The following is a 26648-nucleotide window of genomic DNA, read 5'->3' on the forward strand; positions in this document are numbered from 1 at the left end:
GATGAGCCGAGTTCATGCGCCGTTATTTAACGGCACGTTATTTACTGTAACACCTTTGCGGCGGGCGCAGCTCACGAAGTGGGCCGCGAGACAGCCGGACACATGAGGCGTTCAGTGAGTCAAAAGGCCCGCGCGCATCAGAAACGTGCGCGCAGCCGCAGCGTTGACCATGGGACCGGTCTCGACGGACAACCCCGAGCGGACATCGGCGTACCAAGCGTCATTGGATGGCCCGATCGCAACGAACGCGTCACCATCCGTCAGCACCGACGTCGCGGTCGAACGCCAACGGGTCAGTTCGGACGACACCTTGCTCGCCGGCACGATGTCGACCGTCAGCATCAGATCCCTGCCGCCGCTCACACTGCCCGAAAGGAGCATGCTGTCGGCCGGAATCACGCACCTCTGAGCGCTCTGCTCACCGTCCACGGAACGGCAGTCCGCCGCGAAACGCAGCGTCGCGGGTAGCGATTCGAACGGGGTGCCCAAACCCCCGATAGGAACTGCCGCCGCGCAGGATCGCAGGACGACCACGACAGCCACGAGGATCGCGGCAAGACCGATGACGACGGCCAACAGCTGCCCAAGCATCGTCCGACCTCGACTCGCAAGAGCTCTGCTCGCCGTTGCCACCCCGGCGGCGCCCACCGCGGCAGCCACGCCGCCCATCCGCATCGCGGACTTCTCGGCCTCCCGGGCCAGCTCGGCCGACGCGTGCACGCCCGACTCCAACCGAGATGCGATGGCACGCAACGGAGCACCGCAATGAGCGCAACACGACTGCACGCCGTCGGAAGGCCGCAGGCAATATTCACAGATCGACGACAACTCGCTCATTGCCACTCACTCAATGTCCGGTGATCACGATCGACGAGAGTGCGACGCTGTTCACGGCCTGATCACCCTTCGACTGCAATACCGTCAACACGATCGTCGAGGCGCTCACCGGCGGGTTCATCTTCGTCACCACGGGAGCGCGCTGATCCAGCGTCTGCTGCGTATAGCTGGTGGCGTTCGGATCATCGAACTGGTATGAAACCCGGCTCACAGTACGGTATTTCGTCCACTGGTCGGCTCCGTCGGTGCCGATCTCGTCGAAACCAGGCACGACACTGATCGAATCGATCAGGTACGTGTGGCCCAAGTCGATGGTCAGGACCTGCCCGTCCAGGTGATAGGCCCGCGCACATGTCCACGCCTTCCCCGGACCAGCGAAGGCATCCGAACCGGACGCACCGCCCGGCGGGCAATGCGCCTTCACCGCCCGTGGCTGAATGGTGCTGCCCGGCGGTGTCGACGGAGTCGGGGCCGTTGCCGATGGATTGCCGCCCGCAGTCGGCGCGGCCGTCGGTAGAACCAACCGATCGGTCTTGTTGTCGCCGCCACTGAAGACCAACACCAGGATCAAGGCGAGCACGATACCCCCGCCGATCATCAAGGCAACCTTGGGCTTTCGCACTACCAGCAGGAAGTTACGAACCCGGTCGGCAGGCCGCTGAAGAGCACCTTGTCCGGATCGCGGCGAATCCGAAGCCTCCGAGTCCAAGCCTCGATCGACCTGTGCGCTGCGATCTGGAAGTACCGTGGCAAAATCTGGCGCCTGAGCGTCGGCGGTTTGGCCGTTCAGCAGAGCCAGAATTTGCTCGCTTGCTCTGGGTCCGCGCGGACCCTCGTGTTCCGTTGGACGAGTCGGCGGATAGTCCAAGTCTTCGAGCGGATCCACGGGGTCCGATGGTTCGCCGACATCGAGGCCGTCGCGCGACAGCCTCTTTCGAGCCGAAGAACGATCGTCGAGCCCGGGAGCCGGCCCGACAGGGAGAGACCCTGACATGTCGGTCCCGCCGAGCACGGGATCGGACAACAACGCATCCAGTACCGCGACTCGATGGCGCAGAAAGCTATCGTCCGGATCCGCGGCGGGCATGGCCGGATCGTATCCGTGCCGATGGCCTCGCCACGCCGCCTGCTATTCCCGGTGACGGGAAAGCCGCGTCACCGAGTTCGCTGCCCGGTTACGAAATACTCCGGGGGCACATCGAACACTCGCGCCAAGGCGATGATCAGATCCAAACGCGGAATCGCGTCACCGTGTATGAGCCGGTACAGACCGGACTGAGAGACCGGGACATCGGGATAGGCCATTTCGAGATGCTGTGCGAGGGAATACAGCGTCAAGGATCGGGTCGCACCGTCTTCCGTCGAGACCATGGACTCGGAAATGAGGTCCGAGAGCCGACTGGAGAAGACCGCCGCGGCCACCTCGCGTGGGCTCGGATCCCCTGAGGATCCCACGGGCCGACCTTCGTCATCATGTGCGGATTCCGCTACCACCTCGACAGACATAGCTGTCCCACTTCCCTTCGCTTACCCGCCAACCGGGGTGATATCTGGAGGAGTTGACGTCAACGCGCCCGTCACGGAGGCTTCCGTGTCGACCGTAGATTCGAGGTACCGGGCCTCGCCGCGCGGCTCGATCACCTGAACTCGGACTGTGCGCATCGGAATACCGATGTCAATCGAGTCCTCGCCGACCTGCTCGATAGTCAAATCCGCCGACCGCCGCCGGATATTGCCGGAGTCACCGATGACAATGGTTGCACGTGCGCCCGTGCCGCGCACCGGGACTTGATCGAAAACCTCGATGGTCATCGACCGCTGATCGTCTTGTTCATCATCAGCGAGGTCGGAAGCCAATCGCAGTGCCCTTTCGTCGCCCACCGCGGAAACAGTCGACATCCAACGCTGTGGCCTTGACGAGTAGACCGTCACGCTCGCGCCGACCACCATCGTGCGCAAGACAATCTGCTGCGCTACCGCAAGACCCGTCCGAAGGTCGATTGTGCGACGTCGGGGATCATGCCGGACCGCGTCGAACAGTGGCAAGGCCAGAATATTCCTCTTTTGTCCGCCGATCGCACCGAGAATCTGGCCGTGTGGTCCCACCGGCACCTGGATTTCCGAGAGCAGATCGAATGGTGGGACCTGAGTATTCCGGACAAGGGTCAGAGAGCGGCCCGGTGGTGTAGGTGTCGGCAGCGTCATGAGATACGCCGTCGATTGTCGTCCCGTCAACGGGCACAGATAGGCGGGGACCCCGCCGACGACCTCCGGGCCGACGAACCGCACCAGGGCACGAGGCCCGGCTGTCCTGCGCGACAGCGTGATCACCATGGTGGTGCGCCCGCGATTGTGAATCCAGCAATCCTCCAGCCGCTGCTCACCGAGCGAGTGCCAGTCCACGGCGAAGGTGGTGACGAAACGCCCCGGATGCGCGGTGACCAAATGCTGCCAGGTCTCGCGCAACCCGGACGGTTCGATATCGGCATGCAGGGCACGGGTGGCATCGAGCAACGCCGAGGCAGGTAGCACCCTCGCCGCGAGGCCGTATTCGCGCAGGCGATTCGCGATCCGATGAGCTGCCGAAGCGAGCGCCTGCGGACCGGAGACCTCGCAGGGCCCACGGCGGACCAGCGATGTCACGTTGTACTCCAGGTCAAGACGCACCACCAGCCACGTGAGGCGTTCGCCCACCACAGGACGGGATCCGATGAGCTGGTCGTAGACCAGGCTGTACTCGCCCGTGGTACGGGCCCGGCGACCGGTGAAAGCGATGTCGATGTCGAGGGCGATCCCGTACTGGTCGAGGAGTGCCTCGACAACGTCCAGCGGGATCGTGTCTTCGGTGTACACCGTCGAATCCGCGATTACGGTCGGCAGATCCAGGTTGGGCGCCAGCTGAATCATCGCGACCAATGTTTTTGTGCCGGCATATATTCCGCACACACCGGCCGCGGTCACGACGTCGGTACACGAGGCGGAGTCCATGCGAGCCGCGGCACGGGCGTTCCGGCCGAATCGATACGCCGCCCAGTCGATGAGCCAACGCGCTGGAGTTCGACCGAGGATCTGCACGGCCACCGTCGTCACTGCTACCGCTACCGTCGCAACGAATCCCCACCACGACGTATGTCCCGAGACGAACACGATCACAGGGGTGCCAACGATGACCAGCACCGCGACCGGCACACGGTCGAGAGCACTCGGGCGAATTCCCAATCTTCTCATCGGCGCTGCCTCGTGACGGTGGGCACGACCCGCACGGCTACCCCGAGCAGTAAGGCACCGGCCACGAGATAGGCCGCCACTCGACCAGGCCGAGAGTCCTTCGCACGCGGAGGTACGGGTACCGGCAGTGGCGCGCCTCGAAACACTCCCGCCGGCGGCTGCGGCGGCGTACGAAAGCTCAAAGATGCTGCGGGATCAATCATTCCGGCACCCACGGCGTTGTCGATTCCCCGTGCGGGGGCGTGTGCGCCTGCCGCCAGCCGGGCGGCGATCTCGCCGGGTGTTTCGTCGGGGTAGCGCGAACGCACCAACGCGGCGACCCCGCTGACGTAGGCGGCGGCGAAGGACGCGCCACCCACCGCGGTCAACTTGCCCGGTTCGCCCACGGCATTGATCAGCCCGCCACCTCCCGGACCGAGCGATTCCACCCCGGTGCCCGGAGCGGCGATCGAAACCCACGGACCTGTCAGGGATTCGGATATCGGATCGCCGGTCGCGGTGGTGTAGCCGACCGTCAGGACATCGCCGAACCAGCCGGGGATCGAGATGGTCTTGACATTGTCCCAATTGCGCGGGTCGGTCGGGCGTCCCGGGTCGATTTCCGGATTCTGTTCGCAACCCGAGGCACTCGTGTCACCCGCACCGGCGACAATCAAGGCGCCGCGGACGTGCACCGCGTAGCCGATGGCGGCCGAGAGCACGGACTGATCGACTCCCAAATCCGCAGGGAGACAGCTCGGCATAGAAATCGTGATGACCTGAGCACCCAGATTCGCCGCATGCGTTATCGCCCTTGCCAAGGTGCGGACGTCCAGAGCTGCCTGCTGTCCTTGATCGACGCTCGCGCCACCCTGGGCCGGGCTGAAGGCACCCGATCGGCTGCGCAGCGAGATGATATGGGCATCGGGGGCCACACCGGCGAACCCGTCGGCGGGATCCGGTGCCGCACCGATGATTCCAGCGATCAACGTGCCGTGCGCGTCACAATCGGACAACCCATCGCCGCCTGTCTGCACATAGTCCCCGGCGCCGGACAGATTGGGCAATCGAGGATTCGGACTCACACCCGTGTCGATCACCGCCACCGTGACGCCGCCACCCCGGCTCAGCGAGCGGGCACGCTGCAGATCCAGTGCACGCTCCGGCTGTGGTGTCTGTGTCAGATCACTGTTCGGCAGCACTCCGACAGCAAGACAGCCCTTGTCTTGTTTGGTGGGAGCCTCCGGGCCCGGCGGATCGTCGGCGGGAAGGGCGCCGATGATGACCTGGGGCGGCTGCACCGCCAGCGCGGGAGCAGCGGACCCGGCGAGAAACACGCCGATAGCCAGAGCGACACCGCCTCCACTGCGAAGCGCCCGTGCCCCGCCCGGCATCAAATCGCCCGCATCGCGGTGTAGATGCCCATGGTCCAGCAGGCGAGGGCCGGGACAACCAGGATCAGCGCGAATTCGACCAGGTCTATGACACGGCGCACGACCGGTGAGAGGCGAATTCCCGGAAGCTTCACGCCCGCAACAGATCCGGCTGCCGCGGCCGCAGCGACCATGAGAACGACGGTCGCCCGCGCGGGCGCGCTACCGTAGCCGCCGATCAGAACGGCGGCCATGCCCAGGACAGTGAGCACAGCACCACCGAGCAATGTCACCGCCTGCATACGATCCGGATGCCAGCGGGCCCGCATCGCCAGCAGTCCCGCGACAGCCACAGCAAGCACGATCCCCCGGATCCCCCCTGGTTCAGCCGCCATAACCAGCACGGCCGACAAGCCCAGCAGCAGCGAATCAGCGAGGAACAGACCACGTAAGCTCGTCACCGCCAGCCGGGCGTGGGCTTCCAGCCTGACACCGGGCCGATCGTACGGCTGCTCCGCCGGCCCGTCCGGCTCCTCGATGCTTTCGGGGGCCACGGACTCGGCGTCGAAGATGTCGGTCAGAGTGCCCGGCCCCAATTCACGACCTGGATCAGGCAGATCCGGCGGCCGGATGCGTGCGACGACCACCGCCAGTCGCGGCGCGGTGGTCAACATGATCAGTGCCGCCAGAGCCGTCCCGCCGGCGATCTGGCGCACCGAGAGATCCAGGTAGGAAACCAAGTCCGAAGCGACCGCACCGACAATGCCGACGGTGGTGGCGGCGATCAAGGCGGGCGTCCCGATGCGTATCGAACGGAGGAGGACAGCGGCCACCACGGCGAGAACAGCCGCCCCTGCGGCGATATTGTCCGCGCCGAACCACCCGGGATGTCCATACGGTGGCGGCACCAGCATGGCCACTCCGGTGGACAACAGCGGCAGCGCTGCCAATGCCAGACTCAATGCCCCGCTCGTGCGCCCAGCGCGCCGGGCCGCAAACTCTGCACCGAACCAGCACAATGCGCCGAGTACGAGCGCCGGGACCGCGCACCACAGCACGGACGCTGTCGTGCTCCACGACCACGACAGCAACCCCGCGATGGTGAAGGCACCGAGTGCGAGCGCTACATGCCCAACCACAGCTGCAGTGCCGGAGTCGAATTCGCCGAATTCACGCTGATTGATGAAAGCCAGGGCATCGGTGATGTCCTCGACGACCGGGACGAAAATCTCGGTGGATTCGACGGTGGTCAACATCAGCACCGCGCCGTCGACGACGTCGTAGTCGGCGAGTGTCCGCCATCGGGGTATGGGTGGCATGCCGGGCTGGGCCAGAGTCCACTGGCCCGCGATGGGAGTGAACTCCACCGACTCGTCGTCGATCGCCGAGGCCAGAACCGCCAGCAGGTCATCGATGAAGGTCTCGACACTGAACTTCGTCGGCATCACCACATCGACCTGATAGTGGGCGATCATGATCGCGACCCGGACCCGCGCGACCTCGGCAGGCTGTTGTACCCCGGTCGGATTGGAAACCGGGGCTACCGCGGTGCTCACCAGTGGCCTCCCAGTTTTTGCTGACCTACCGATTCGGCTGGGAAGCCGTCGGCGAGCGCAGCCGCGAGTTCCTCGAATGCCAGCGCGGTGTCCTTCTGCACAAGCCGCAGATCGATCTCGCCGCCTTCGGCCAGATGCTCGTCATAGGGCAATTGGAACGTCGAGTGATTCGCGGAGTCGAACAGTTCCTCGATCCGGTTCACCTCGACAACGGGCTTGGTCGACTGCTGATGCACGATCGCGATGATCGAGGACGCCACCAGCCGATGGAGTCCGTGCCTGTTCAACCACTCGAGCGTGGCGACCGCTCCTGTCACCCCTCGCACAGTCGCCGGTGTCGCGACCACCGCTGCGTCGCTCGTCCGCAGTACCGTCGCGGTCACGGAGTCCAGAACGCCTGTGCCGCAATCGATCAGCATCAGGTTGTAATGCTTTCGGAGCACGCCCACAGCGCTGAGATACTCGGCTCCGGACAGCGCCTCCACCGACGACGGCGACCAGGGCGAGGCGACCACGGCGAGATCCGAGTTCGCGATCGAGGTGAACGACTGGACCGCCGAATAGGCTTCAAGTTTCGTCGCCTGCGCGAGGTCACGCAGCGTCAGGCCGAAGGGGTGCCGACTGCTGCGGCTGGGTAGATCACCGAAGTCGGGATTGGCGTCGACGGCGACCACGCGATCCGGGCGAAGCCCTGCGAACGTCGAGCCCAGCGCCGAGACGGTGGTGGTACGCCCCACTCCGCCCTTCACACTCAGCACAGCGATCTGGTAAGGCGTGTTGAGCTGCCTTCGAATTCGAGCGTGCCGACTCTCGGTCTGCTGCTCGGTCTGCGACAGTCCCAAATTGAATCCGACTCTGTTCAGCGCGCCCCGAACACCGCTGGTCGACCTCAGCTGTGCTTGCCGGCTCGCGGCGATGTCGGCGAGCAGTTCGGCCGATGTCAACGCGATGGGGAGCATCCCGGTCTGCTCGATGTCGGTGCCGCCGACCCGGTTCGCCGCGGTGGGCGCGACGTCGGCACGGACAGACAGAGCAGAAGGTGGTTGCGGGCGACCCGCCTGCGACGCGGTGGCGCCCGGCGCTGCCGAGCCGGCATGTGCATCGGTCACGCTGTGTTGTCGCGAGTACGCCCGCGCGCCACCGTGTACCGCGTGTGCGCCATCGGCGGACCGCGAACCGGACTGGGATTCATTCTCCTTCGACACGTTTCCCAAATCGATCGTGTGAAGGGAAGTAAAGGGCGGCTCGCCGATCAGGGGCGCCGATGCAGCCAACATGGGAATCGAACTTTGCTCTGTCACACCAGGCTCGGCGCTCACCACATGTCGTGCCGCCGTCTCGGCCGTTGCCGCCGCCGTGTGCGTGTCCGGCTCGGATCCGGACTCCGGCGCATGAGAGGGGTCGTAGCGCCGCTGTCGGTCTTCCTGCGGTTCCGGGAGCTGTGCGAAATAGGCCTCGTAGCCAAGGCGTCCCTGCGTGGAAGCCACGGCTTCACCGTTGCTCGGTGCTTGATCCACTTCCCACTCATCCTCTCGAAAACACCGGAAGGCCAGTCACATTCGGCTGGATACATACCAATTGCGGGCGGGCAGGAGGTCGACAAGAGCCCGTACCCCCAGGTGGAGGTTGACCGCGTCACCCGGCATATAGGTCGACAGGATCCGGCCATCGAGCGATCGCGCGGGTATCGCGACGAAGCGACCGGAAGGCGTGTCGTACACACTCAGGCACAGCTCGTGATCGGTGGAATTGTCGTCGTCGTGATACTCGACCATCAGCACCTCGGCCCGGCTCGTCGCTTCCGCCGCGGCTCGTGTCAGCAAACTCGCGGTATGCGGTAGCGCCCCCAGCTCCGCCAAGGCGCGCCGCCGCTCATCGGAATCCGCGGGGATGGTGGCCAGGTCTTCCTCCGCGACGGTGAATGGACTGAAATCCAGCGGGGCCGCGGGGCCGAGCGCCTCGAGAAGCACCGCCGTGAGCATGTCCAGCCGCTCACCGTCTGCGAACACCCTTTGAATGACGACATGGTCATCACAGCGCAACGCCAGTACGTGCGTGTCACCTGCACGCACCAGCGATAACCTCAACATCGCACCGTGCGTCGGCATGCCGGGTTCGGGGACGATGATGCGGGCCACCAATTCGGCATCTGGGCGCTCCAGGCAGCGCAGCCAGTGCTCGATCACGGGGTGAATGCGATCGCCGTCGATAATGCCCTGCTTGGTCAAGTCAGTGGCGACTGCCGCCCATACCCGCTCACGGTCGGCGATCCGAGTTATGTTCGGCATCAGCGCCAAGACCAGAGGATAATCCTCGAGACCGGCCATATGCTTGAGCATCAGGGCGGAATCGACATTCAGATCGATTGCCACCGGTTCCTCGTTCATCCGACCGCCATCAGCCGGAAGGGATGAGGGTGCAGCCCGGCCGTCATACCCGGGGCAGAACGGGCGGGCGGCACCAGTTACCCACCGATGGCGTAGAAGCGATTGCCATTGTTGACGTCGGTGACTTTCATCAGACCCTGAGACGAGGCCGTTTGAGCAATGGCACCTTTGACGCTTTGCATACTTGTGTGATACTCATCCAGTTTCCGGCCCAGGGCGTCCATGACCGTCTGATAACCAGTAGCACCGGAACCGGTAAAATCGCTCAGCAGCTGCGATTTCAGCGTTACCATGTTCTGATAATTCGACTCCATGTTGGCAATAATTGCCCCGAGTGTTGCATGATGGATATCTACTGCGGCGAAATCGTATTTCATTGGAATTCGATCCTTTCCGGGATTTAAGAGTTAAGTCACACTCGGTCGAGGTTGATTCCGGCGGCCGCGCTGGTACTCCAACCGCCGACCGAGGAATTCACATGCGATGCATTCTCGATGTCCTGAGCGTCGACCCGCACACCGGTCTGTGAAAGCTGGGTGACAATGTCGCCGAGGGTGCCGGCCAGCGCCTTGCCCTTCTGCCAGGCATCGCCCAGAGTGTTGTAAATTGCTGCTCCCGTGCCGGCACTGACCACGGCCTGGTGGAGGTCATCCTGGACGTTGCTCAAGGCAGTGAGCTGGTTCTCGAGCTCGTTGAGGCATTGGGTGGTGCTGTTCGCCGAACTTTGCAGCCGTGCGGGATCACCGGTGTAGATACTCATCTCGCGTTCCTTTCGCGGTCGATCTCAATGTCGGCCTCGGCATATGGCCGAGGACGTGCGGGGTGTGGTCGGATCAGTCGAAAGGATCCGACCAGTCTGCGTCGTGCCCGAGCGCAGCGACAGCAAGCAGGCTTTCCGAGGCCGAGACCCGGTAGTCGTCCGCGTCCGCGTTTTCGATGACACCGATCGCGGGTTCCTGTTCCAGAGTCGGCACATCCGTCGGTTCTCCAGGGGCGAAGACTCTGCCGGATCTGGTTTCCTCGTCGCGACGACGACGGCGAGCACCGGACACACTCGCGCCACGGGGCGCGGTACGAGCCGGAGCCGGTTGCGCCGACTCCGCCGCGGGAGCACCCGCCCCGAAAGTCTTTGCCGCGGAGAGCTTCCAATTCGCCGGCATCCGGAAGCCGGTCGCACTGCCGGCCATGGTGCCCAGACCACCCCGGACCATACTGAGCGGGACGGCACTGCCCACTCCTCCGTTGAGGCCGGACAGAGTGCTCGAGTTCGGCGAAGTGCCGTAGAAGCCGCCCTGACCGTCATTCGTCGCCGGATTCTGCGCACCGGCATCCCTGGCGGAATCCGTTGCGGACGGCGGAGCCTGTTGCCCGGCAGCAGACTGCCCGGGATCCACAGGACCCGGCGAGGGAGTGGTCGGCTGCCCGCCACCGTTCGGGCCCGGGCCCGGTCCGGGGGGATCGGGCTGCGTCCCAATCGGATTCGGCGGGTGGACCGGATTCTCTCCGATCGGGCCGCGGTCCAGAAGTTTACCGATCGGCACCGGCTTCACCGGTGTCGGGTTCGGCCCCGATGTAAGGCTGTGCGGGAATGGGGAAGTGTCGTAATTGCCAACAGGATTCGAGGCGAGGCTCCCGCCGCCGACAATGGTCGGTGCCGCGCTCGGTGCGGGCATCGCGGCCATCGCGGCGGTTGTGATGGCCGAGTAACCGGCCATCGCCACGATCGCCTTGACCCGCTGGACGTTGTACGCCACCTCGAGCGCCGCCATCGCCGCTCCGCGTGTTCCGACCACGTCCACAGCCATCGCCGCGGGTCGAGCGAGATCGATGGCCGCGCACTCGACCAGCACGTCGGCCATCGTCGCCTGCACGGACGCGGTGGCTTCGGCCACCTGGCTCAGCAACGCACCGGCTTGAGCGGACTTCGCCGCTTGCGTCCGCAGCCAGTCCGCATGGACTTTGAACGCGGACTGGGCGCGATCCGAGGATGGCCCCGTCCAGGTCACCGACATGGCGCTCATCGACCCGTCCGAGCCACTCGCCGCTGTACCGAGCGCGCCGGACATCGCGTTGTACGCGGCGGCGACTGTCCCCACCACAGCCGCCGACGGTGCCGCGAGCACCCGGGCGGCGATCACCTCGGGTACACCCGCTGAGGGATCAATGGGAATCATGGCGATGCTCCGAACCATCCGAGCCGACAATAGGAATCAGACGGTCAACACTCGCGAACCAGCCGCGCCGACTCCGGCACCGCCGGAGACATCGCTCGTCGCGTAGTCCAGACCAACCGGAATGAGCACATTGGCTCCTGCCACCAAATGCGCGATGCCCTCGGTCGTAGCGCCGAGGAACAGCTGCTGGTAGCCGAGAAGGTCGCCCCAGAACGACTGACTGACCTCATCACACTGCGACACCATGGCGGTCGTGGCGCCCACGATCGCGGGGAGCTCCTGGGCGCCGAGCACGGTCGTCAGGCTGGCTTGGTGGGATAGGAGAGCAGCACTGATGACCGGGAGTTCCTCGGGGATGACTTCGAGACTCATGGTTCATCTCCTAACGACGGTTTGCCGACTCGAATCGAGCCGGTGCAACACCAACGTTATTTCATTCCCACCGTTGGGAAAGAGAGTTGAACTGCTGCTCAGAGCACGAAAATATCGTTCATCTCACGAGGTTTCCGACGTGACGGCGGCCTGGACCAAGTCGCGGCGAGAATGCAGAGGCTCCACGAGAATGCCGCGGCCCACCGGTTGTTTCATCGCCTTGACGTCGCCGATGAGAATGCCGTCGAGTTTCGAACCGTCCATGATGAGGCCCGAGGAGTTCAAGTTCTTGATCTGTCCGAGCACATTGTCGTACATCGCCGTGTCAGCCTGTGCGATATTGCGCGCCACGATGACATGCAAGCCGGTATCGCGACTGTCGACAATGATGTCCTTGAGCGAATCGAGCGGGTTCAATTGACCACGCTGCGCGACCATGTGGTAGTCGTCGATGACTACGAATATCTCCGGCCCCTGCCACCAAGAACGGTCCCTGAGCTGTTGCGAGGTGACTCCGACAGGGGCACGCCGACTGCGCATTTTCGCCGCGAACGCCGGCAACCCCTCAGTGAGATCACGCTCGTTGGTCAAATGCCCGAGGAGCTGTTCCTCGCGCACCGCATCCAAGTGCCGACGACGGTAGTCGATCAGCAGGACCTGAGCCTGCTGGGGAGAAAAACGCCGACGAATGGATTCCAGCAGCGCCGCCAGCACCGTCGACTTGCCACAACTCGAAGACCCCAGCACGACCAGATGAGGGGAGACCCCGAAGTCGATCGCCGCAGGCCCGAGATCGGACTCACGGACCCCGAACGGAACCACCAGGCGCTCTGCCAGCGACACCGGTGCGGGAAGGCCGACGCTGATTTCCGCGAGACTGATCCGGCCAGGCAGCAGCCGCACCTCGGGCGCTCGACGGCCACGATACTTGCTGGTGAGCATCTCGATCGCCGCGTTCAGGCCGACGCTCGCCGTCTCAGGATCACCGATGCCATCGATGCGCGGCAACGCGGTGAGCATATGCAATGCGTCGGTTGAGACACAGCGGCCCGGCCGATCGGCCGGAATCGCGGCCACGATCTGACGATGCGACATGAAGACCGTGTCGGTCAGATCGCCCAGTCGCATCTCCAGTCGAGTCTGCAGCAGATCCTTCACCGCGGGGCGGATCGCCGCCCACCGCGAACTGCTGATCACCAGGTGAATCCCGAAGTTCAGGCCCTGCAACGCCAGGGACTCGACCACCGGGAGGTATTCGTCGAAATATGGTCCGCTGGGTGAGAATCCGACATCCCAGCCATCGATCACCAGGAAGACATCCCCGTGCAGGTCGCCACGCGCGCTCAGCTGCGCCGACTCCGCCGCCACCGCGCGTCGGCGCCGGAAATCCCGCATGCTGTCGATGCCCAGTTCCGCGAACAGCGACTGGCGACTCGCTATCAGATTCGTGATGAGCGCGAAGGTGCGCCGCACGCGGTCGCTGTCGCGCGCCGAGGCCACCGCCCCGACGTGAGGCAGGGAGCGCAGGCCCGACAGCCCACTCGAGAAGTCGAGGCAGTAGAACTGAACCTGCTCCGGGGAGTGGGTGAGCGCCGCGGACAAGATCAAGCTCTGCAGCGCGGTGGACTTACCGGACTGAGGCCCTCCGACGATGGCGACGTGGCCACCCGCCCCCGACAGGTCTACCGTCCAGATGTCCTGGCGCTGCTGGCGCGGCTTGTCCACCAGCGCCCATGGCAACTGCAATGTGCCCGGCTGCACAGCCTCCACCAAGCGGTCCAGTGTCGGAGGAATACCCAAGGGCTGCAACCACATTCGATGGGCAGGTCGCCCGTGTCCCGACAGCTCGTGCAGCACCGTGTCCATGATCGTGATCGGCTCCCCCTCCGGGGCAACGATCTCCACATCGGGCTCGGGTTCCGGCAGGGCCGAGGTTTGTTCCGCCACGGGCGTGGCAGTGAATCGGGTCGGCGGCCGGTAGCCACTTCCGGCGCGGCGCGCTCGCTGTGTGCTCTGTGAGGCCGCACGGACCGGCGCGCTGTAGGGCGCGCCGACGTAGGCCGCCTGGAAGCGCTGCAGGTCGCCCGAACCCGCTCGCAGATATCCCGCACCGGGTTTCTTCGGCAGATGGTAGGCGTCGGCGGTTCCGATCGCGTCACGAGAGTCGCTGGTCTGGTTGGTGCGCAGCGCGATTCGATACGAGAGATGCGCCTCGAGCTCGCCCATGCGGTTGGCCGGCACCTTCTGTGATGCCAGCAGCAGGTGGATGCGCAACGAACGGCCCAGCCGGCCGATGGCGACGAACAGCTTCGAGAAGTTCGGATGCTGTTCCAGCAGTTCCGCGAACTCGTCGAGGATGATCAGCAGCGTGGGCAACGGATCCAACCGGGCGCCCTGCTCGCGCGCGCGCTCGTAGTCGGAGACGCTGGCGAAATTCCCGGCGTCGCGCAGAATGCGCTGTCGCCGGGCCATTTCACCATTGATGACGTCCTCCATGCGGGTGACCAGGTCGGCCTCCTCCTCCATGTTGGTCACCACCGCCGTCACATGCGACAGCTTGTCGAATCCGAGAAAGGTTGCGCCGCCTTTGAAGTCGACCAACAGCAGGTTGAGGACATCCGGCGAGTGAGTCGACACCGCCGAAAGCACCAGGGAACGCAGGAATTCCGACTTGCCGGCACCAGTGGCGCCGATGCACATGCCGTGCGGTCCCATGCCCTCCTCGGAGGACTCCTTGATGTCCAGGTGCACGATCCCACCCATCGGATCGTGGCCGAACGGGATGTTGAGCCGGGTGCGATCAGCATCGCGGCGCGGCACCCAGTACTGATCCACACGGAAGTCTCCCGGATCGGGGATACCGACCATCTCCTCCCACGAGGTACCGACGGTCTGTTCCGCGGTCATCGCCTCGACCACACTCGAGAGCCGGTACGGCGACAGACGGCGAGCCAGGCCGATGAGCGCACCGGGAGACATCGCGTCCGCGTCGCCGACTCGCCGCCGCCCGCGCGCGGTCAACTCGAACAGCGAGCGGTCCGCCTCCACCGTGAAGCGCAACGCTCGCGGTAGCGGCTGTTCGGTACTGCCGAGCCGTATCCAGGTGCACCCGTCGATCCCGGCGATCTCACGTTCACTGGTGCTTCCGGTGACGCCCGAGATGAGCAGGAAATGCCTGCGCTCCAGCGAAGGCTGGCTGTTGACCGAGAAGGGACCTCGGTTGAGCCCGGCCAGCACCTTGGCGCGCAACTCGGCCACCGTGGAATAGATCATCCGGCCCGATCCGATGGCGTCGGTCTCGTCGGCGTGCTGCGTGTGGGGCAACCATTTCAACCAATCCCACTCCGGTGCTTCGGGGTTCGAGAGCACCGCCGCCACACCCAGCTGATCAGGGCCGTGCAGCACCACCGCCTCGGCGACCATGGCGCGAACCAGGGCGGCCGTCGCCGCCGGGTCGCCGTCGAGTCCTATCTCCGGCGCCGACAGGAGGTTGATCGCCACCGGCATCCCACCGACTGTCGAGTATGCCTTGGCGAATCGAGTCACCTCCACAACGCCGACCGGGTCCAAGTCCTGCAGCGGCGCCGCCTCGGGCACGATCACGCGTACTTGATTGGCGATGCGGCCGCGTCCCACCCGAACCCGCAGAAACTGCGGGCTGGAAACCTGGACCTCCCACATTCGGACGCTGCCGACGAGACGTCCGATCTCCACCGGCCCCGGATGGATGTAATGCAGATAGGCGTGCAGATCTGTCTCGGACCGCAGTACAGCGTGACGATTGTCGGCGACGCTCCGCAGATAGTCCTTGCGCTCCTCGTTCAGCGCGGCCGACCCGCCAGCGCCACTGCCGCCGAGCGCGCCACCCACCATGCCGAACATCGACACGATCATCATGACCGGAAAGAACATGGACATCGGCGACACCGAGCCGCCGCTACGGAACATCATGACCATCATTCCGCCCATCCCGGCCATCATGATCACCGGCATGATCATCCGAATCCGGGATGGCGGAACAGGTTTCGGCAACTCTGTGGGCGGCTGCAGGCGCAGCTCCGTCACCGCCGGAGCCTTCGGACCGCGCGGCGGCCGAGCCGGACGGACAAACCGACGAGTGGTGGTCATCGTTGCCCTCCAGGCAGCGTCGAGGCGGCCTTGTCCGTGGCGATTCCATCATGTTGAACGAACGCGTCCTTCTGCGACAGCGTCGGCCCTACCGCGAAGAGCGACACGATGTTCCATGGCGCGGGGATCGGATCTCGCAGGCCCAGTGCCGTCAATGTGGGATCCGCCGAAGCATTGCCGAGATTGGCTTCGATGCCGTAGCGGACGCCGCTGTCGGAGATCCAAAACAGCGCTTCACGCAATGGCGAGGCCGGGTCGGCACCGGTGACTCGAACGAATCGACCGGTGTTGCGAGGCAGATAGACCGCATCCGCGGTACTGCCGTGCGACCCGGTGGACGTCACCAATGGCACCGTACTGTTCTGTTCGTCGCCGTCCAGCGGCAACTGCCGGCCTACCAGCAGACCTGTCGCCGCACTCGAATCCGATCCACCGCGCGACCATCGATAGCAGGTGACATTGAAGCGCTGCGCGTCCAGAATCCGGACGGTCGCGACAGGATAGGACGCGGTGCCCGGCCAGTCCCCCGGTCTCAGGTTGGCACTGATGATGTCGGGGCCGACCGTCGTCGTCGACACCGCCCCGTGCGCGTTCGCGTTGCGAACCATCGCCGCCAGCACGGGACCCACCTGAACCACGCCTGACTGGGATACCAAGTAATAGGCGGCCCCGTGGTCCAAGGTCGACACCGTCAGAATCGACCCCACGGAGACTATGAGACCGCTGGCGAGCGTCACGGTCTGACCGGCGCCGGGCACATCCGGCACCCTGATCGGCGGCACCTCCGGGATCGCCCCCAGCAATCCCTTCGAAGCGGGCATCACCTGTGCCGTCGCGTCGATGCCCAGCGCCATCGTGACCGCTGTATCGCTGAGATCGATTGCGGCACGGACTATTCCGCGGTCATGATCGGAGTAGATCAACCAGGTGGTCGAGCTCTCCCGCAATAGTCGCGCCTCCCCCGCAACCAGCGGGCGGGTCGTGTCGCCATCGACGGTGAGCGGGCTGCCGATCGCGAACGTGCTCACCGGCGAATAGATGGTGGAAGGCAGGCCGGTGTTCTGATCGACGGGCGCCGCCGCGCCGGTGCGTGTGCTGTCACACACCGACCAGAATGAGTCCTGGCCACCAGAGTTGACGATACTTCCAGGTGCGCCGGGGATACCGACCAACGGCCCGCGCGGATACTTCGACAGTTCGTCGCGAGACACGCCGATCGGATCTTCCGGCGCACCGGCGATGAGCCTCGCCGAGGTCAGATTGAGCGCCGGAAAGAGTCTCCCGTTGATGTGCACGAACAGCGCGCCCGTGTCCTTGTCCGCGACGACGTGCGATTCACCCACCTGTTTGGCGGGTTTGAAGAACGCCAGCGCGGCCGAGCCGGCGATGACGACACAGGCCAGCGCCACGCCGATGGACAGCGCGGTGGAACGGCCCCGATGTGGATCGTCGAGCATCGACGCGTCCCGCCGGATCAGCGCGTGCTCGATCCGCCTGAACAAAAATCGCCAGCCCGAGATCTGGTGCTTGGTCACCACCCGAAAGCGGGCCGCCCCTGTGCTTTTAGGAGAAACCGCCGTACCTCTCGCTCGATGAGCCATCCGACCATGCCGTCCCTCAGCCCACGGTGGTGGGAGCCAAACCCTCGAGCGCGGCCGCGATATCGTCCGCCGATATCGTCATCAGCTCTTCATCCGTCATCTGGGCGACATCGGCGTCCTCGCGCGTGAAGCGATAGTCACGCTCGGCTTCGGCGGATTCCAGCACATTGCGGATGAAGCGACCGTTGCCGACCAGGTCGATCCGGCGACGTCCGTTCCGGGTCTGCGAGGCCAGCTGCTCACAGCGCTCGCGCAGCACCTCGAGCGCCGACGCCGCAAGAATCGAATCCTTCTTGTGCGCAATATGATCCGCGATCCGAACAAGTTCGTCCGCGTCGTAGCTGGCGAACCGGATGCGTTTGGTGAAACGCGACGCGAGGCCCTCGTTCGAGGCCAGGAAGCGATCGATCTGATCCTCGTAACCGGCGATCACCACCACCAACTTGTCGCGGTCGTTCTCCATACGCGCCAGCAACGTATCCACCGCTTCCTTGCCGAACGCGTCACCACCGGACAGGCCCTCTTGGATAAGCGTGTACGCCTCGTCGATGAACAACACACCACCCAACGCCGAATCGATGAGCGCGTTGGTCTTCGGCGCGGTATGGCCCAGATGCGTACCCACCATGTCAGTGCGGGATACCTCGACGACCTCGGCGTTCTCGACCACGCCGAGACCTGCGAAGATCTTCGCGATCACCCGCGCGATGGTGGTTTTGCCGGTGCCCGGCGGTCCAGAGAAGATCAGGTGATGAGAGCGGGACTCTACGGCCAGACCACGTTTCACACGCACCTGGTCCATGAGGACACCGGATTTGAGCCGGTTTACCTGCTCCTTCACCGAGGCCATTCCGATCTGCGCCTGCAACAGATCCGAGGCCTCGGACAGCAGGGACTCGCGCTCGGAGCGGGCTGCCGTGGCAGCGGCCTCGGTCGGATCATCACCGGACTTGGGGTCCCAGCGGTTCGTACGGGTCGCGAGCACATCGGCGGTCGTGACCTCGAAGCGGTACGCCTTGTCCGCCACCGCCTTCTGCCACTCTGGACGCTCGGGCCACAGCGCTGAGCTCCGCAAGCTCTTCAGAATTCGGTCGGCGTCCTCGTGATCTCCGTTGTGGCGCATCACCATACCGAGCAGGAAGTGAGCATCGGCCCAAATATAGGAGAGACTGCCAGAAGCGCTTTCTTCCACGAGGCGCTGAGCACGCGGCAGTGCCTCGCCGAAACGACCCTGATGGGCAAGCGCCTGAGTCGCCATCAACTCGGCCGCGATGTCCAGCAACCCGTCTTCCAGAATCGGCTTGCGGGAGCGGAAATCGGTGACATCGGGCCAGCGTTGAGTCCGGAAGTACAACGACAGGCGCACGAAATTGGCGACATCGTCACGCGGAATGCGATCGAGAATGGCGGAGGCCTCATCCCATTCGTTGTCCGCGGCGTACTGGCACGCTTGTGCCAGAGCGATCTGATCGCGATCGGCCATGGCCACCCGCAACCCATACATACCGATATCGACCTGGCACCACAGAGACCGATCGGGCAGACCAGCACGCTGCTGGTCCCGATACAGGTTGTGCACCGAACGATAAGCCCCGTAGATCACCTCCGACGTGATCTCACCGGCCATCGCCCGGCCCAGCCAGGCATCGCACATGTCCGGATCTAGCCCCGTGGCAGCCCGCAGAGCCGTCAGAGCATGCTCATCGTTCCGCGCTCCCCCCGCTACCAGTCCAAGGCTCTGAACCCCCGTGTAAAACGCATCCTCGGCCGCAGACACCTCGGAATTCCCTTCCGCCGATCACCGTCATAACGGAGGGTAGACACGCTGGACCGGGAAGCGTTTCCCATCGGTGGGAAGATCGTCAGGGGGAAGATCCGACGCCGAACCTTCCCCGAAATGGGAATCAGTGCCCACTGGAGGCGACTCACATATGCCACACTCTGGTGCGCCGCCAGTTGACGGCACACCAGATCGGGACCGATGGGTATCCTCATCCCCACGGCCCCGACTCGCGACGGGATTTACCCGGCATCCAGTCGCGAGTGGCTTCGGGTCGCGACCCTCCTGGGTCATGACGGGGTGATTGGGACTCCACCCCGCAACCGGAGCCTGGTTCGGCACAAGGAAGCCACGTCCAACCCACAGCCGCCGACTTCCTTGTGCCGATCAACTCAACATCGGGACATATCGCCCGCTTGCACGGAGGCCGGACATACCGCTTCGATCGGCAGTCCAGGCGAATTCACAGCACCCGCACGACTACGGCATCACTCGACATGCGTGACCATTGGACGGTCGAGCCGGAGTGTGGCGCTTCGATCACCATTCCCTTGCCCGCGGCCAACTGCACATGCTCGGGTCCGCGGGTGCTGAACGACCCGGCCGGGAACACGAGATCGCCTGGGCGCACCTCGGATACCGGCACTCGAACGCCGGCATGCATCTGCTCATAGGTTGTCCGGGGCAGCACGACATGCCCGCCCGAGGCCCGCGCGACCGCGTATTGGGTCAGCCCCGAGCAGTCGAACCCGCCACGACTGGGGCCGCCCGCACCACCACCACCCCACACGTACGGAGTGCCCAGCCAACCACTCGCGGCGCTGACCGCCTTGCTGCCCAGGGTGCCATCCGAGCGAAAACGAGGGATCTGCCGAGTTCTGCGCACCCTCGTCTGCCGAGACCTGGTGTTGCGCCGTCCTTTCACTGGCTGTGGTGTGGCCGCCGGCATGATCTGCGCGGCGAGTTTGCGGTTGACGACCGTATCGGTGTCGACCTGATCGGTGGCCTTGACGATCGCGATCTGGGCAGCGTCCAGCAATGCCGGCACGCTGAATCTGGTGTCCCTGACCGATGAGATGGCCTGGATACGCGATTGCAGATCTGCGATCTGATCGGTCAGCCGATTGCGGCCCGCTACGGTGGCGCCACCGGACGTGGATACGGTCTGCACAACCAACCCGTCACGGTTGGCGTGCGTGTCGGCCACCGACAGCTGCATGCCACTGGCACCGCTGTATCCGGTTTCGAGCGCGCCCGCGAACGCACCGGGACGCGCAGGTGTCGCCTCGACAATGAGCGCGCGAGCGGGATCGGGGCGATCGGTGCCGTAAAGGCCCAGAAGAGATTTGAGCACCCCATTCAGGTCGTCGGTGAACGCAGTCGCCATTCGTACCACCAGCCTTGACGTTTCATCGCGCCGACCATCATGAACGAATTCGACTATGCACGAACAAAACGACAACCGCTTCCCACAATCGGGAAGATCAGACAATAGGTGAGCAGACAACAGTGAGGCGGTGCCAGCGGATATGACCGTGCCTACGGATGCTCAGTCGTCGTCGCTGGGCGGGGACACACAGCTCGTGACGGACCCGACTCAGTCGACACCGGTCGTCGCGCAACCGCTGTACCCCACATCCGATCCGTCCAGCGGATATGGAGTCGGCCAGCACTATTGGACCGTGCCGGCATTGCCTGCGCCTGCCGCCGCGTCCACAGCGCTGAAAAGTTTTGTCGCCCTGTCCGATACAGCGATTCAGACCGCGGTCGACCTGCTCGGCCGCGGACTCTCCCAGCCCCCACCGCAGGTGAGCGATCTGATGAGCACAGTCGTGGTCTCGAACCTCGGTTCAGGAACGGCCACACAGGCATACCAGAGCACACTCGACGCAGTGCAGACCCGTGCAGCTCGACTGCAAGATCTGGACGCTCAGGTACTTCAGGTGTCGATGGTCTGTGCCGCGAACAAGGACAAGACGCTGGCATGGATGGAAAGGACGGTCGGCAACCTGGTCGGCGATCTGGGCACCAAGGCGGCGGCCATCGGTCCGCGAAAACCGAAGCCGGCAGAAGAGTCGACGATCATGAGTGAGATCGCCGAAGCGGTCGATGCGGTGTACGAACGACTCGCCAGCGTCGCGGAAGACAATGCGGCGATGGTCGGCGGCAGCAACACCGGCAGTGACGGCAGCGGTGCCGGCGGAGATCCGAATAGCACTGATCCGACAACCCAGGGCACATCGGGCTCCACGACCGCTGGTGGATCCACCGGCGGGGGATCCACCAGCGGTGGCGACAGTGGCATCGGCAGCATGCTCTCGTCCTTGGCCATGCTTCCGGTGATGGCGATCCCTCTCGTGTCCGAGGTCGCCAAACTCCTCAAACCCGACGACAAGGGCAAGGGCCAGAACGACCCCCAGCATCCTGACGGCCAGACACCTGGGGGGCAGCCCACCACGCCACAACCCGCCGCGACCGACGCTCCGGCCGCACAGCAGGCCGTCCCGTCCGTCCAACCTCCTCAGGTAGCCGGCCTGCCGCCCGCGTCAGACCCCAACGCGGCCAAAGCCACCCCCGCGGCCCCTGACGCCGCCAAACCGGCTGCCGCACCCGCACCGACGTGAGCGAACGGCGCTGATGTCCCAGCGGCGCCGCATAATACGATGGAGGCCGAGTCGCTGACAGCGACTCGGCCTCGCCACTGTCCACTGTGGCGCAAGGAATTACGAAGATTCCGGTGTCGGAACAACCGTCGGCCCGGCCACCGAGACACCCCCCGGCGGTCCCGCGACAACAGGAACGACCACGGCACCGTGGCCGACGCTCGGGGTGGACGCTGCCACCGAACCGGCACCGGGGTGAGAAACGATCTGCTCGTGTGCGTACACCGTGTCGCGCAGAGATTGGCGAGTCGGATCGCCCGCCAGCAGCAAAACGATTTCGTTCGCCCGACGCTCGAAGACCAACGCGCGCAGGGCTTCCGCCTCGGTATCCACGCGCAGTCCGCCGAGGTCGACCCGGCCGACATCGACCCGCCGCGACAGCGTGACGGCCGCGAGCAGGTCGTCGGCGTCACGCAGATCATCCCAGAGTTGGCGGGGGACAGAGATTCCAGACTGCAGGGTGCTGAGAATGCGCTCGCGCATACTCCGCACAGTCGCGACGTGGGAGCTGGATACGCCACGGGAGGCCGTCGTGTGAGCCCGATACGCGAGTACCAATTCTCGGGCGCGGATCGCCGAATCCGGCACCGCCACCAAGGTCTCCGGAGCGGTAAATCCGGACAGCGCGAGCCTGTCCACTGTGCCGTCGACCGGTACTCGCAGGTCGAGGTCGTATGAAGGACCGACGAGGTCGTCGATCGCCGTGTCGGGCAGTGCGGCACGCAGACTCGCGTCGATCGGGCCGGACGAGACGAGCGCGGAGAGATGGGCTTCGGACTCGCGGGACCGAGCCAGGGCGAATTCAGCCAGTACACGGGCGGGATCCGCCACTCCCTCCCAGGCCGCGGTGACCTCAGCGTCGATCGGTTCCTCAATGGCCCACGGGGTCGAGACCTCATCGGGCAGGAACAGACCGGCAGGCAACCAGCCACGACCCTCGTTGGAGGTGAGGAGGATTCGCTGTCCGGACGGGCCGCGCATGACCGATACAGCCCAGGCCAGACCCACCGGCGGGGTGTCCACCGCGGCGAGCACCGCGCCCAGCAGGGCGCGAGCCAGCACAAGGTCCTCGTTGACCACATCGTTGACCACGTGCGAGGTGCCGGTCTCCCGGTCCTTCGCCGCGGCCACCGCGGCCGCGAACGGCGACGGCATCGGCAGGGCGGCCGCGCCGCCATCGGCCATCTGAGTGGACGCCGCGCCCGTCGTCGCAGGCGAACCGCTGTCCTGCGTTGCGGGCGTCGCACCGATTGCCCCACCGGCGAATGGTCCAGGACCGCCGTCTGTCGCAGCGGGCGCGACGCCGCTAGAAGGTGACGCGACCGGTTCGGATCCGCTCGTGTTCTGAGCCTCCGCACCGGTGGGCGGCGCGACGCCATTCCCGGCGAGATCGGCGCTATTCCCGGCGAGATCGGCGCCACCCGCTGTAGGCGCCGTGGATGATGCGGCCAGGCCGCCAGCCGTAACCCCGGTCGGCGCGACTGTCGGCGGAGCCGAAACCGGTTGGGCAGTACTGTGATCCGATGGCGCCGAGTTCGCGGTTCCGCCCGGCGTACCGGTGACCGGCGCGTTGCCGTTGGAGTGTGGTGGTGTGCCCGGCTGGTCACCGCCGTGGTTGATCGCCGCGGCACCTTCATGGTCGACCCGCTCATAATCGTCGGCCGCGCGGCGCAATGCCAGGGCTGTCTGGTCATGTTGATCGGCCAATTGCATTCCGGCCTTTTGGCGCGCATCGTAATAGCCGTACAGCGCCGTCTCGACCGCGCTCGCAATCCTTCCGTAGGTGTCAGGGAACGCGGTGAGCCACTCGTGGGGTGGCTCAGCCCACGCCCGGATCGCAGTCGCGACCTCTTCGTGTTGCACTGCGAGTCGACGCAATACCCCAGGTTCGACTTGTACGCTGTCCGGCATGCTGATCCGAACCCCTTTCACACTTCGCCGCTAATTGTCGGCCATTCCCTCCGATGGGAATACACCCATTCCCATCCGAGGGAAGTGAATTGATCGGCGCACAGTCAGTGTCTGGCTACCGTACGAATGGGTATTCCGACTTCTGCCAACGCCGGGTGATCTGCGATTTGACCGTGCACATAGACAGCGTCTCGCAGCGAAACGCGATCGGGTTCGGTCGCGAGCAGGAGCACCAACTCATTGCAGCGCCGTTCAAATGTCAAGGCGCGCAACCGCCCCAATTCAGCGCTCAGGCGATCGATCCGCAACTCTCCCACCGGAATACTGGATGTGTTCAGTTGGAGCGGCAACATCATCGCAGCCAGCAGATCGCTGGTGTCGGACAGTTCATCCCACCACTCGGTGGGTACGGGCCGCCGCCGCAGCAGCGTGTGCAGCAGACGTACACGAGCCGCCACCGCACCGAACTCGTCCACAGATCCCGCCGCGGGCGTAGTGGTCACCCGCCGATGTGCGTCCTGTGCCAGATCCAGCCGTGTGCGCGCGATCGCCTCCTCGCGGACCGCGGCCACCCGTTCGAGTAGCCTTGGCGCAGCGGTCATTTCGAGCCGATCCCTTCGCCCCGGAGCAGGCGTGGAGAAATCCAGCTCCCGCGCGGCGGTCACCGCCTCTGCCATCGGGAGATCAGGGAAGGCTCGGCGGATACTCGAATCGATCGGCCGGGACGACACCAGCGCCGCGAGACTCGCATCTGAACCCGCGCCCCACGCCAACGCGAACTCCACCAGCACGCGCGCGGGGTCCGCCAGTCCTTCCCAAGTGCTCTCCCGCGCGACCTCCCATACCCAGGGAGTCGCGACCTCGCGCGGCAGATACAACCCCGAGGGGACCCAACCCCGGCCCTCGTTCGAGGTCACGAAAGCACTGAGACCCCTGGCATGCCGCAATACCGCGACCGACCATGCCGGCCCCAGCGGCGAGTCATCCACCACCGCGAGGATGCTGCGCAGCAGGGTTCGCGCCAAGACGAGCTCACCGTCAACCGTTCGGCCCGCCGTGAAGCCAGGACCGGCGGCCATGGCCATGGCCGCGCCGACAGCGCTCACAATCGAGTCCGCGCTCGCGTCGCTACCGCCGGGACCTGTCCCGACGACGACCCGAGGATCTGACTCGGCCCGTCGATCGGGTCGCCCGTGCCCGCGGCGCGAATGATGTTCTGCGCCATGCGCGGAGGTGGCCGCGGTCGATGCGGTCGGTCCGACCGGGCTGTTGGCGGGCCGGCCCGCTCCACCGGGCGCGGCAACACGCGGCACAGGGTTGGAAACACGTGCCGACGTGGTGTCGGTCGGAGGTTCGGCCGGGCCGAATTGCCGAATAGAACGCATCGACGGCGAATCGGGCTCTTGCGTGTCCTCCCGTCCGGGACGAACCGGAGCGGGTCGAATATCGGCAGCGCCGATACTCGGCAGCACAGGGCCGATCGGCGAAGGCCCCGGAAACGACTGCGCATCAGACGGGACGATCGGCGTTGGGGTACCGTCGCCACCCGTGTCCGGATCCCACCGTGCCGAACCTCCGCCGCCTGACGGCGAAGCAGTATCGAGGGTGGAAGTATGCGGGTCGACCCCGCTGGGATAGCCGGCATCCCCCGGGTTCGACTCGGCTGCTGATCCTGGCGAATCCGGCATCGGTCCGCCCCCTACGGTACCTGGATCAGGCTGCAGCAGATCAGAACTCGGTGACGTGACGCCTTCCGCCGCTCCCCCTGGGTACCACGGGGCCGCGGAATCCGCTCGAGGCCACTCGGTTTGCCACCCGTGCCCGTCCGAGCCTGACGTCACGATTCCCGGGCCGCCGCTAGGTGCGGGCACCGAGCCCGCGTCCCCGGCGGTCTCTGAAACATTCAGGCGTGGAGAACCGTCCCGTCCATGCCCGAGTGCCCCCATCGCATCGACTGTCCCGTGAGGTGAGGCCCACTCTCTTTGAGACACAATGGAATTCGGATCGAAACCAGCGCCCAGCAAACCCGTCTGACGAAGCGGAGGACCTGAGCGCCTCCCGCCGGAAGAGTTGTGGCCGGCCGAGGGATGAAAAGGGATGGGCTGCGTACCGTTGCCCCCTGGATTCGGCCGCCCCGTCAAATCCGCGATATCCGCCAAGCTGGGAAAGCCGCTCGGCCCCACGGCGTGCCGCGCGTCCGAGATCACCTGGTCGACCTCATCTTTGGCAGCGTTGATGATCGCCACGATGTCGGCGGTCTTCTCTTTCGGCGAGCTGCCGTCGTCCGATCGCCCCTGCACAGCCCGGATCCGGGCTTCCGCGTCGTCGGCGATATCGAGAATGCGATTCCGTGTTCGACGGACCAGATCCGCCATCTGATCGAAGACGTCGGCAGCGACATTCAACGCACCTTCGAAACGATTCAACCGAACTTGTTCGGCCGCCATCGCGTCCCGCGCCGGCGACAAACCGTCGCTGACCCGGACGCGCTCGTCGAAACCACGCCGCGCCTGCGCGTAACCCGCCACATCGACTCCAGAGGCACCGGCCCGGGCCGCGGATCCCAGTCCGTTCCAGGATCCGGGTTCGATGCTCGGCCAGTTGTCGCCGACGATGGCCTGCCAGTTCGGATGGTCATGCTGAGGAGACATGGGCGATC

The 26648-nt window shown here is 65.2% G+C and carries 19 protein-coding genes; 1 reads left to right on the forward strand and 18 read right to left on the reverse strand.

The window, feature by feature from the left end; genetic code table 11:
• Window positions 1-111 precede the first annotated feature (111 nt).
• The 16 genes from OG300_RS41570 to OG300_RS41645 all read right to left on the reverse strand — a co-directional run bounded on the left by OG300_RS41570 (window position 112) and on the right by OG300_RS41645 (window position 20907).
• Window positions 112-837: a hypothetical protein gene (locus OG300_RS41570; RefSeq protein WP_405498971.1), complete on the reverse strand. Its 726-nt coding sequence runs from the start codon at window positions 835-837 to the stop codon at window positions 112-114.
• A 10-nt stretch (window positions 838-847) separates the two neighbouring features.
• A complete protein-coding gene (locus OG300_RS41575) occupies window positions 848-1924 on the reverse strand; it encodes a hypothetical protein (protein ID WP_331723055.1) in 1077 nt (358 codons plus the stop codon).
• 68 nt (window positions 1925-1992) lie between these two features.
• On the reverse strand, window positions 1993-2292 hold the full coding sequence (locus OG300_RS41580; RefSeq protein WP_405498973.1) for a helix-turn-helix domain-containing protein: 300 nt from the start codon (window positions 2290-2292) through the stop codon (window positions 1993-1995).
• 72 nt (window positions 2293-2364) lie between these two features.
• Window positions 2365-4026, reverse strand: coding sequence for a type VII secretion protein EccE (eccE, locus tag OG300_RS41585; protein WP_405498975.1), 1662 nt, complete (start codon window positions 4024-4026; stop codon window positions 2365-2367).
• 35 nt (window positions 4027-4061) lie between these two features.
• Entirely contained in the window at window positions 4062-5381 is a 1320-nt protein-coding gene (mycP, locus tag OG300_RS41590) for a type VII secretion-associated serine protease mycosin (RefSeq protein WP_405498977.1), read from the reverse strand.
• 56 nt (window positions 5382-5437) lie between these two features.
• The gene (gene eccD / locus OG300_RS41595; RefSeq protein ID WP_331723059.1) at window positions 5438-6973 is read right to left on the reverse strand and encodes a type VII secretion integral membrane protein EccD; all 1536 of its coding nucleotides are present in this window, start codon (window positions 6971-6973) and stop codon (window positions 5438-5440) included.
• A complete protein-coding gene (locus OG300_RS41600) occupies window positions 6970-8490 on the reverse strand; it encodes a MinD/ParA family protein (RefSeq protein WP_331723060.1) in 1521 nt (506 codons plus the stop codon). The genes eccD and OG300_RS41600 overlap by 4 nt, the downstream gene beginning before the upstream one ends.
• A 36-nt stretch (window positions 8491-8526) precedes the next feature.
• Complete coding sequence (locus tag OG300_RS41605; protein WP_331723061.1) at window positions 8527-9360, reverse strand: ESX secretion-associated protein EspG; 834 nt, start codon at window positions 9358-9360, stop codon at window positions 8527-8529.
• A gap of 77 nt (window positions 9361-9437) precedes the next feature.
• On the reverse strand, window positions 9438-9737 hold the full coding sequence (locus OG300_RS41610) for a WXG100 family type VII secretion target (RefSeq protein WP_331723062.1): 300 nt from the start codon (window positions 9735-9737) through the stop codon (window positions 9438-9440).
• A gap of 35 nt (window positions 9738-9772) precedes the next feature.
• On the reverse strand, window positions 9773-10120 hold the full coding sequence (locus OG300_RS41615) for a hypothetical protein (protein ID WP_331723063.1): 348 nt from the start codon (window positions 10118-10120) through the stop codon (window positions 9773-9775).
• Window positions 10121-10193: 73 nt separating this feature from the next.
• Entirely contained in the window at window positions 10194-11534 is a 1341-nt protein-coding gene (locus OG300_RS41620; protein ID WP_405498980.1) for a PPE domain-containing protein, read from the reverse strand.
• 36 nt (window positions 11535-11570) lie between these two features.
• A complete protein-coding gene (locus tag OG300_RS41625) occupies window positions 11571-11906 on the reverse strand; it encodes a hypothetical protein (protein WP_331723065.1) in 336 nt (111 codons plus the stop codon).
• Window positions 11907-12029: 123 nt separating this feature from the next.
• A complete protein-coding gene (gene eccCa / locus OG300_RS41630; RefSeq protein WP_331723066.1) occupies window positions 12030-16034 on the reverse strand; it encodes a type VII secretion protein EccCa in 4005 nt (1334 codons plus the stop codon).
• On the reverse strand, window positions 16031-17569 hold the full coding sequence (gene eccB / locus OG300_RS41635; protein WP_405498983.1) for a type VII secretion protein EccB: 1539 nt from the start codon (window positions 17567-17569) through the stop codon (window positions 16031-16033). Before eccB ends, eccCa begins: the two co-directional genes overlap by 4 nt.
• Window positions 17570-17651: 82 nt before the next feature.
• On the reverse strand, window positions 17652-19412 hold the full coding sequence (gene eccA / locus OG300_RS41640) for a type VII secretion AAA-ATPase EccA (RefSeq protein ID WP_331723068.1): 1761 nt from the start codon (window positions 19410-19412) through the stop codon (window positions 17652-17654).
• A 466-nt stretch (window positions 19413-19878) separates the two neighbouring features.
• Window positions 19879-20907: a C40 family peptidase gene (locus OG300_RS41645; RefSeq protein ID WP_405498985.1), complete on the reverse strand. Its 1029-nt coding sequence runs from the start codon at window positions 20905-20907 to the stop codon at window positions 19879-19881.
• Between the two features lie 91 nt (window positions 20908-20998).
• Here OG300_RS41645 and OG300_RS41650 point away from each other — a divergent pair, with 91 nt between their 5' ends.
• The gene (locus tag OG300_RS41650) at window positions 20999-22039 is read left to right on the forward strand and encodes a hypothetical protein (RefSeq protein ID WP_405498987.1); all 1041 of its coding nucleotides are present in this window, start codon (window positions 20999-21001) and stop codon (window positions 22037-22039) included.
• Window positions 22040-22138: 99 nt separating this feature from the next.
• Here the strand turns inward: OG300_RS41650 and OG300_RS41655 are convergent, their stop codons facing one another.
• Window positions 22139-23989 carry a type VII secretion target gene (locus OG300_RS41655; RefSeq protein ID WP_331723071.1) on the reverse strand — a complete coding sequence of 617 codons (1851 nt, stop codon included), beginning with the start codon at window positions 23987-23989 and terminating at the stop codon, window positions 22139-22141.
• A 104-nt stretch (window positions 23990-24093) separates the two neighbouring features.
• Window positions 24094-26640 carry a hypothetical protein gene (locus tag OG300_RS41660; protein ID WP_331723072.1) on the reverse strand — a complete coding sequence of 849 codons (2547 nt, stop codon included), beginning with the start codon at window positions 26638-26640 and terminating at the stop codon, window positions 24094-24096.
• Window positions 26641-26648 lie beyond the last annotated feature (8 nt).

Origin of the sequence: Nocardia sp. NBC_00511 (assembly GCF_045161165.1) — a bacterium.
In the GTDB taxonomy this organism is placed as follows: domain Bacteria; phylum Actinomycetota; class Actinomycetes; order Mycobacteriales; family Mycobacteriaceae; genus Nocardia.

What these genes read in the sequence shown, in the direction of transcription:
- OG300_RS41570 (WP_405498971.1), bottom strand. Translation starts at nt 837, where the DNA reads ATGAGCGAGTTGTCGTCGATCTGTGAATATTGCCTGCGGCCTTCCGAC.
- OG300_RS41575 (WP_331723055.1), bottom strand. Translation starts at nt 1,924, where the DNA reads ATGCCCGCCGCGGATCCGGACGATAGCTTTCTGCGCCATCGAGTCGCG.
- OG300_RS41605 (WP_331723061.1), bottom strand. Translation starts at nt 9,360, where the DNA reads ATGAACGAGGAACCGGTGGCAATCGATCTGAATGTCGATTCCGCCCTG.
- OG300_RS41610 (WP_331723062.1), bottom strand. Translation starts at nt 9,737, where the DNA reads ATGAAATACGATTTCGCCGCAGTAGATATCCATCATGCAACACTCGGG.
- OG300_RS41615 (WP_331723063.1), bottom strand. Translation starts at nt 10,120, where the DNA reads ATGAGTATCTACACCGGTGATCCCGCACGGCTGCAAAGTTCGGCGAAC.
- OG300_RS41620 (WP_405498980.1), bottom strand. Translation starts at nt 11,534, where the DNA reads ATGATTCCCATTGATCCCTCAGCGGGTGTACCCGAGGTGATCGCCGCC.
- OG300_RS41625 (WP_331723065.1), bottom strand. Translation starts at nt 11,906, where the DNA reads ATGAGTCTCGAAGTCATCCCCGAGGAACTCCCGGTCATCAGTGCTGCT.
- eccCa (WP_331723066.1), bottom strand. Translation starts at nt 16,034, where the DNA reads ATGACCACCACTCGTCGGTTTGTCCGTCCGGCTCGGCCGCCGCGCGGT.
- OG300_RS41655 (WP_331723071.1), bottom strand. Translation starts at nt 23,989, where the DNA reads ATGCCGGACAGCGTACAAGTCGAACCTGGGGTATTGCGTCGACTCGCA.
- OG300_RS41660 (WP_331723072.1), bottom strand. Translation starts at nt 26,640, where the DNA reads ATGTCTCCTCAGCATGACCATCCGAACTGGCAGGCCATCGTCGGCGAC.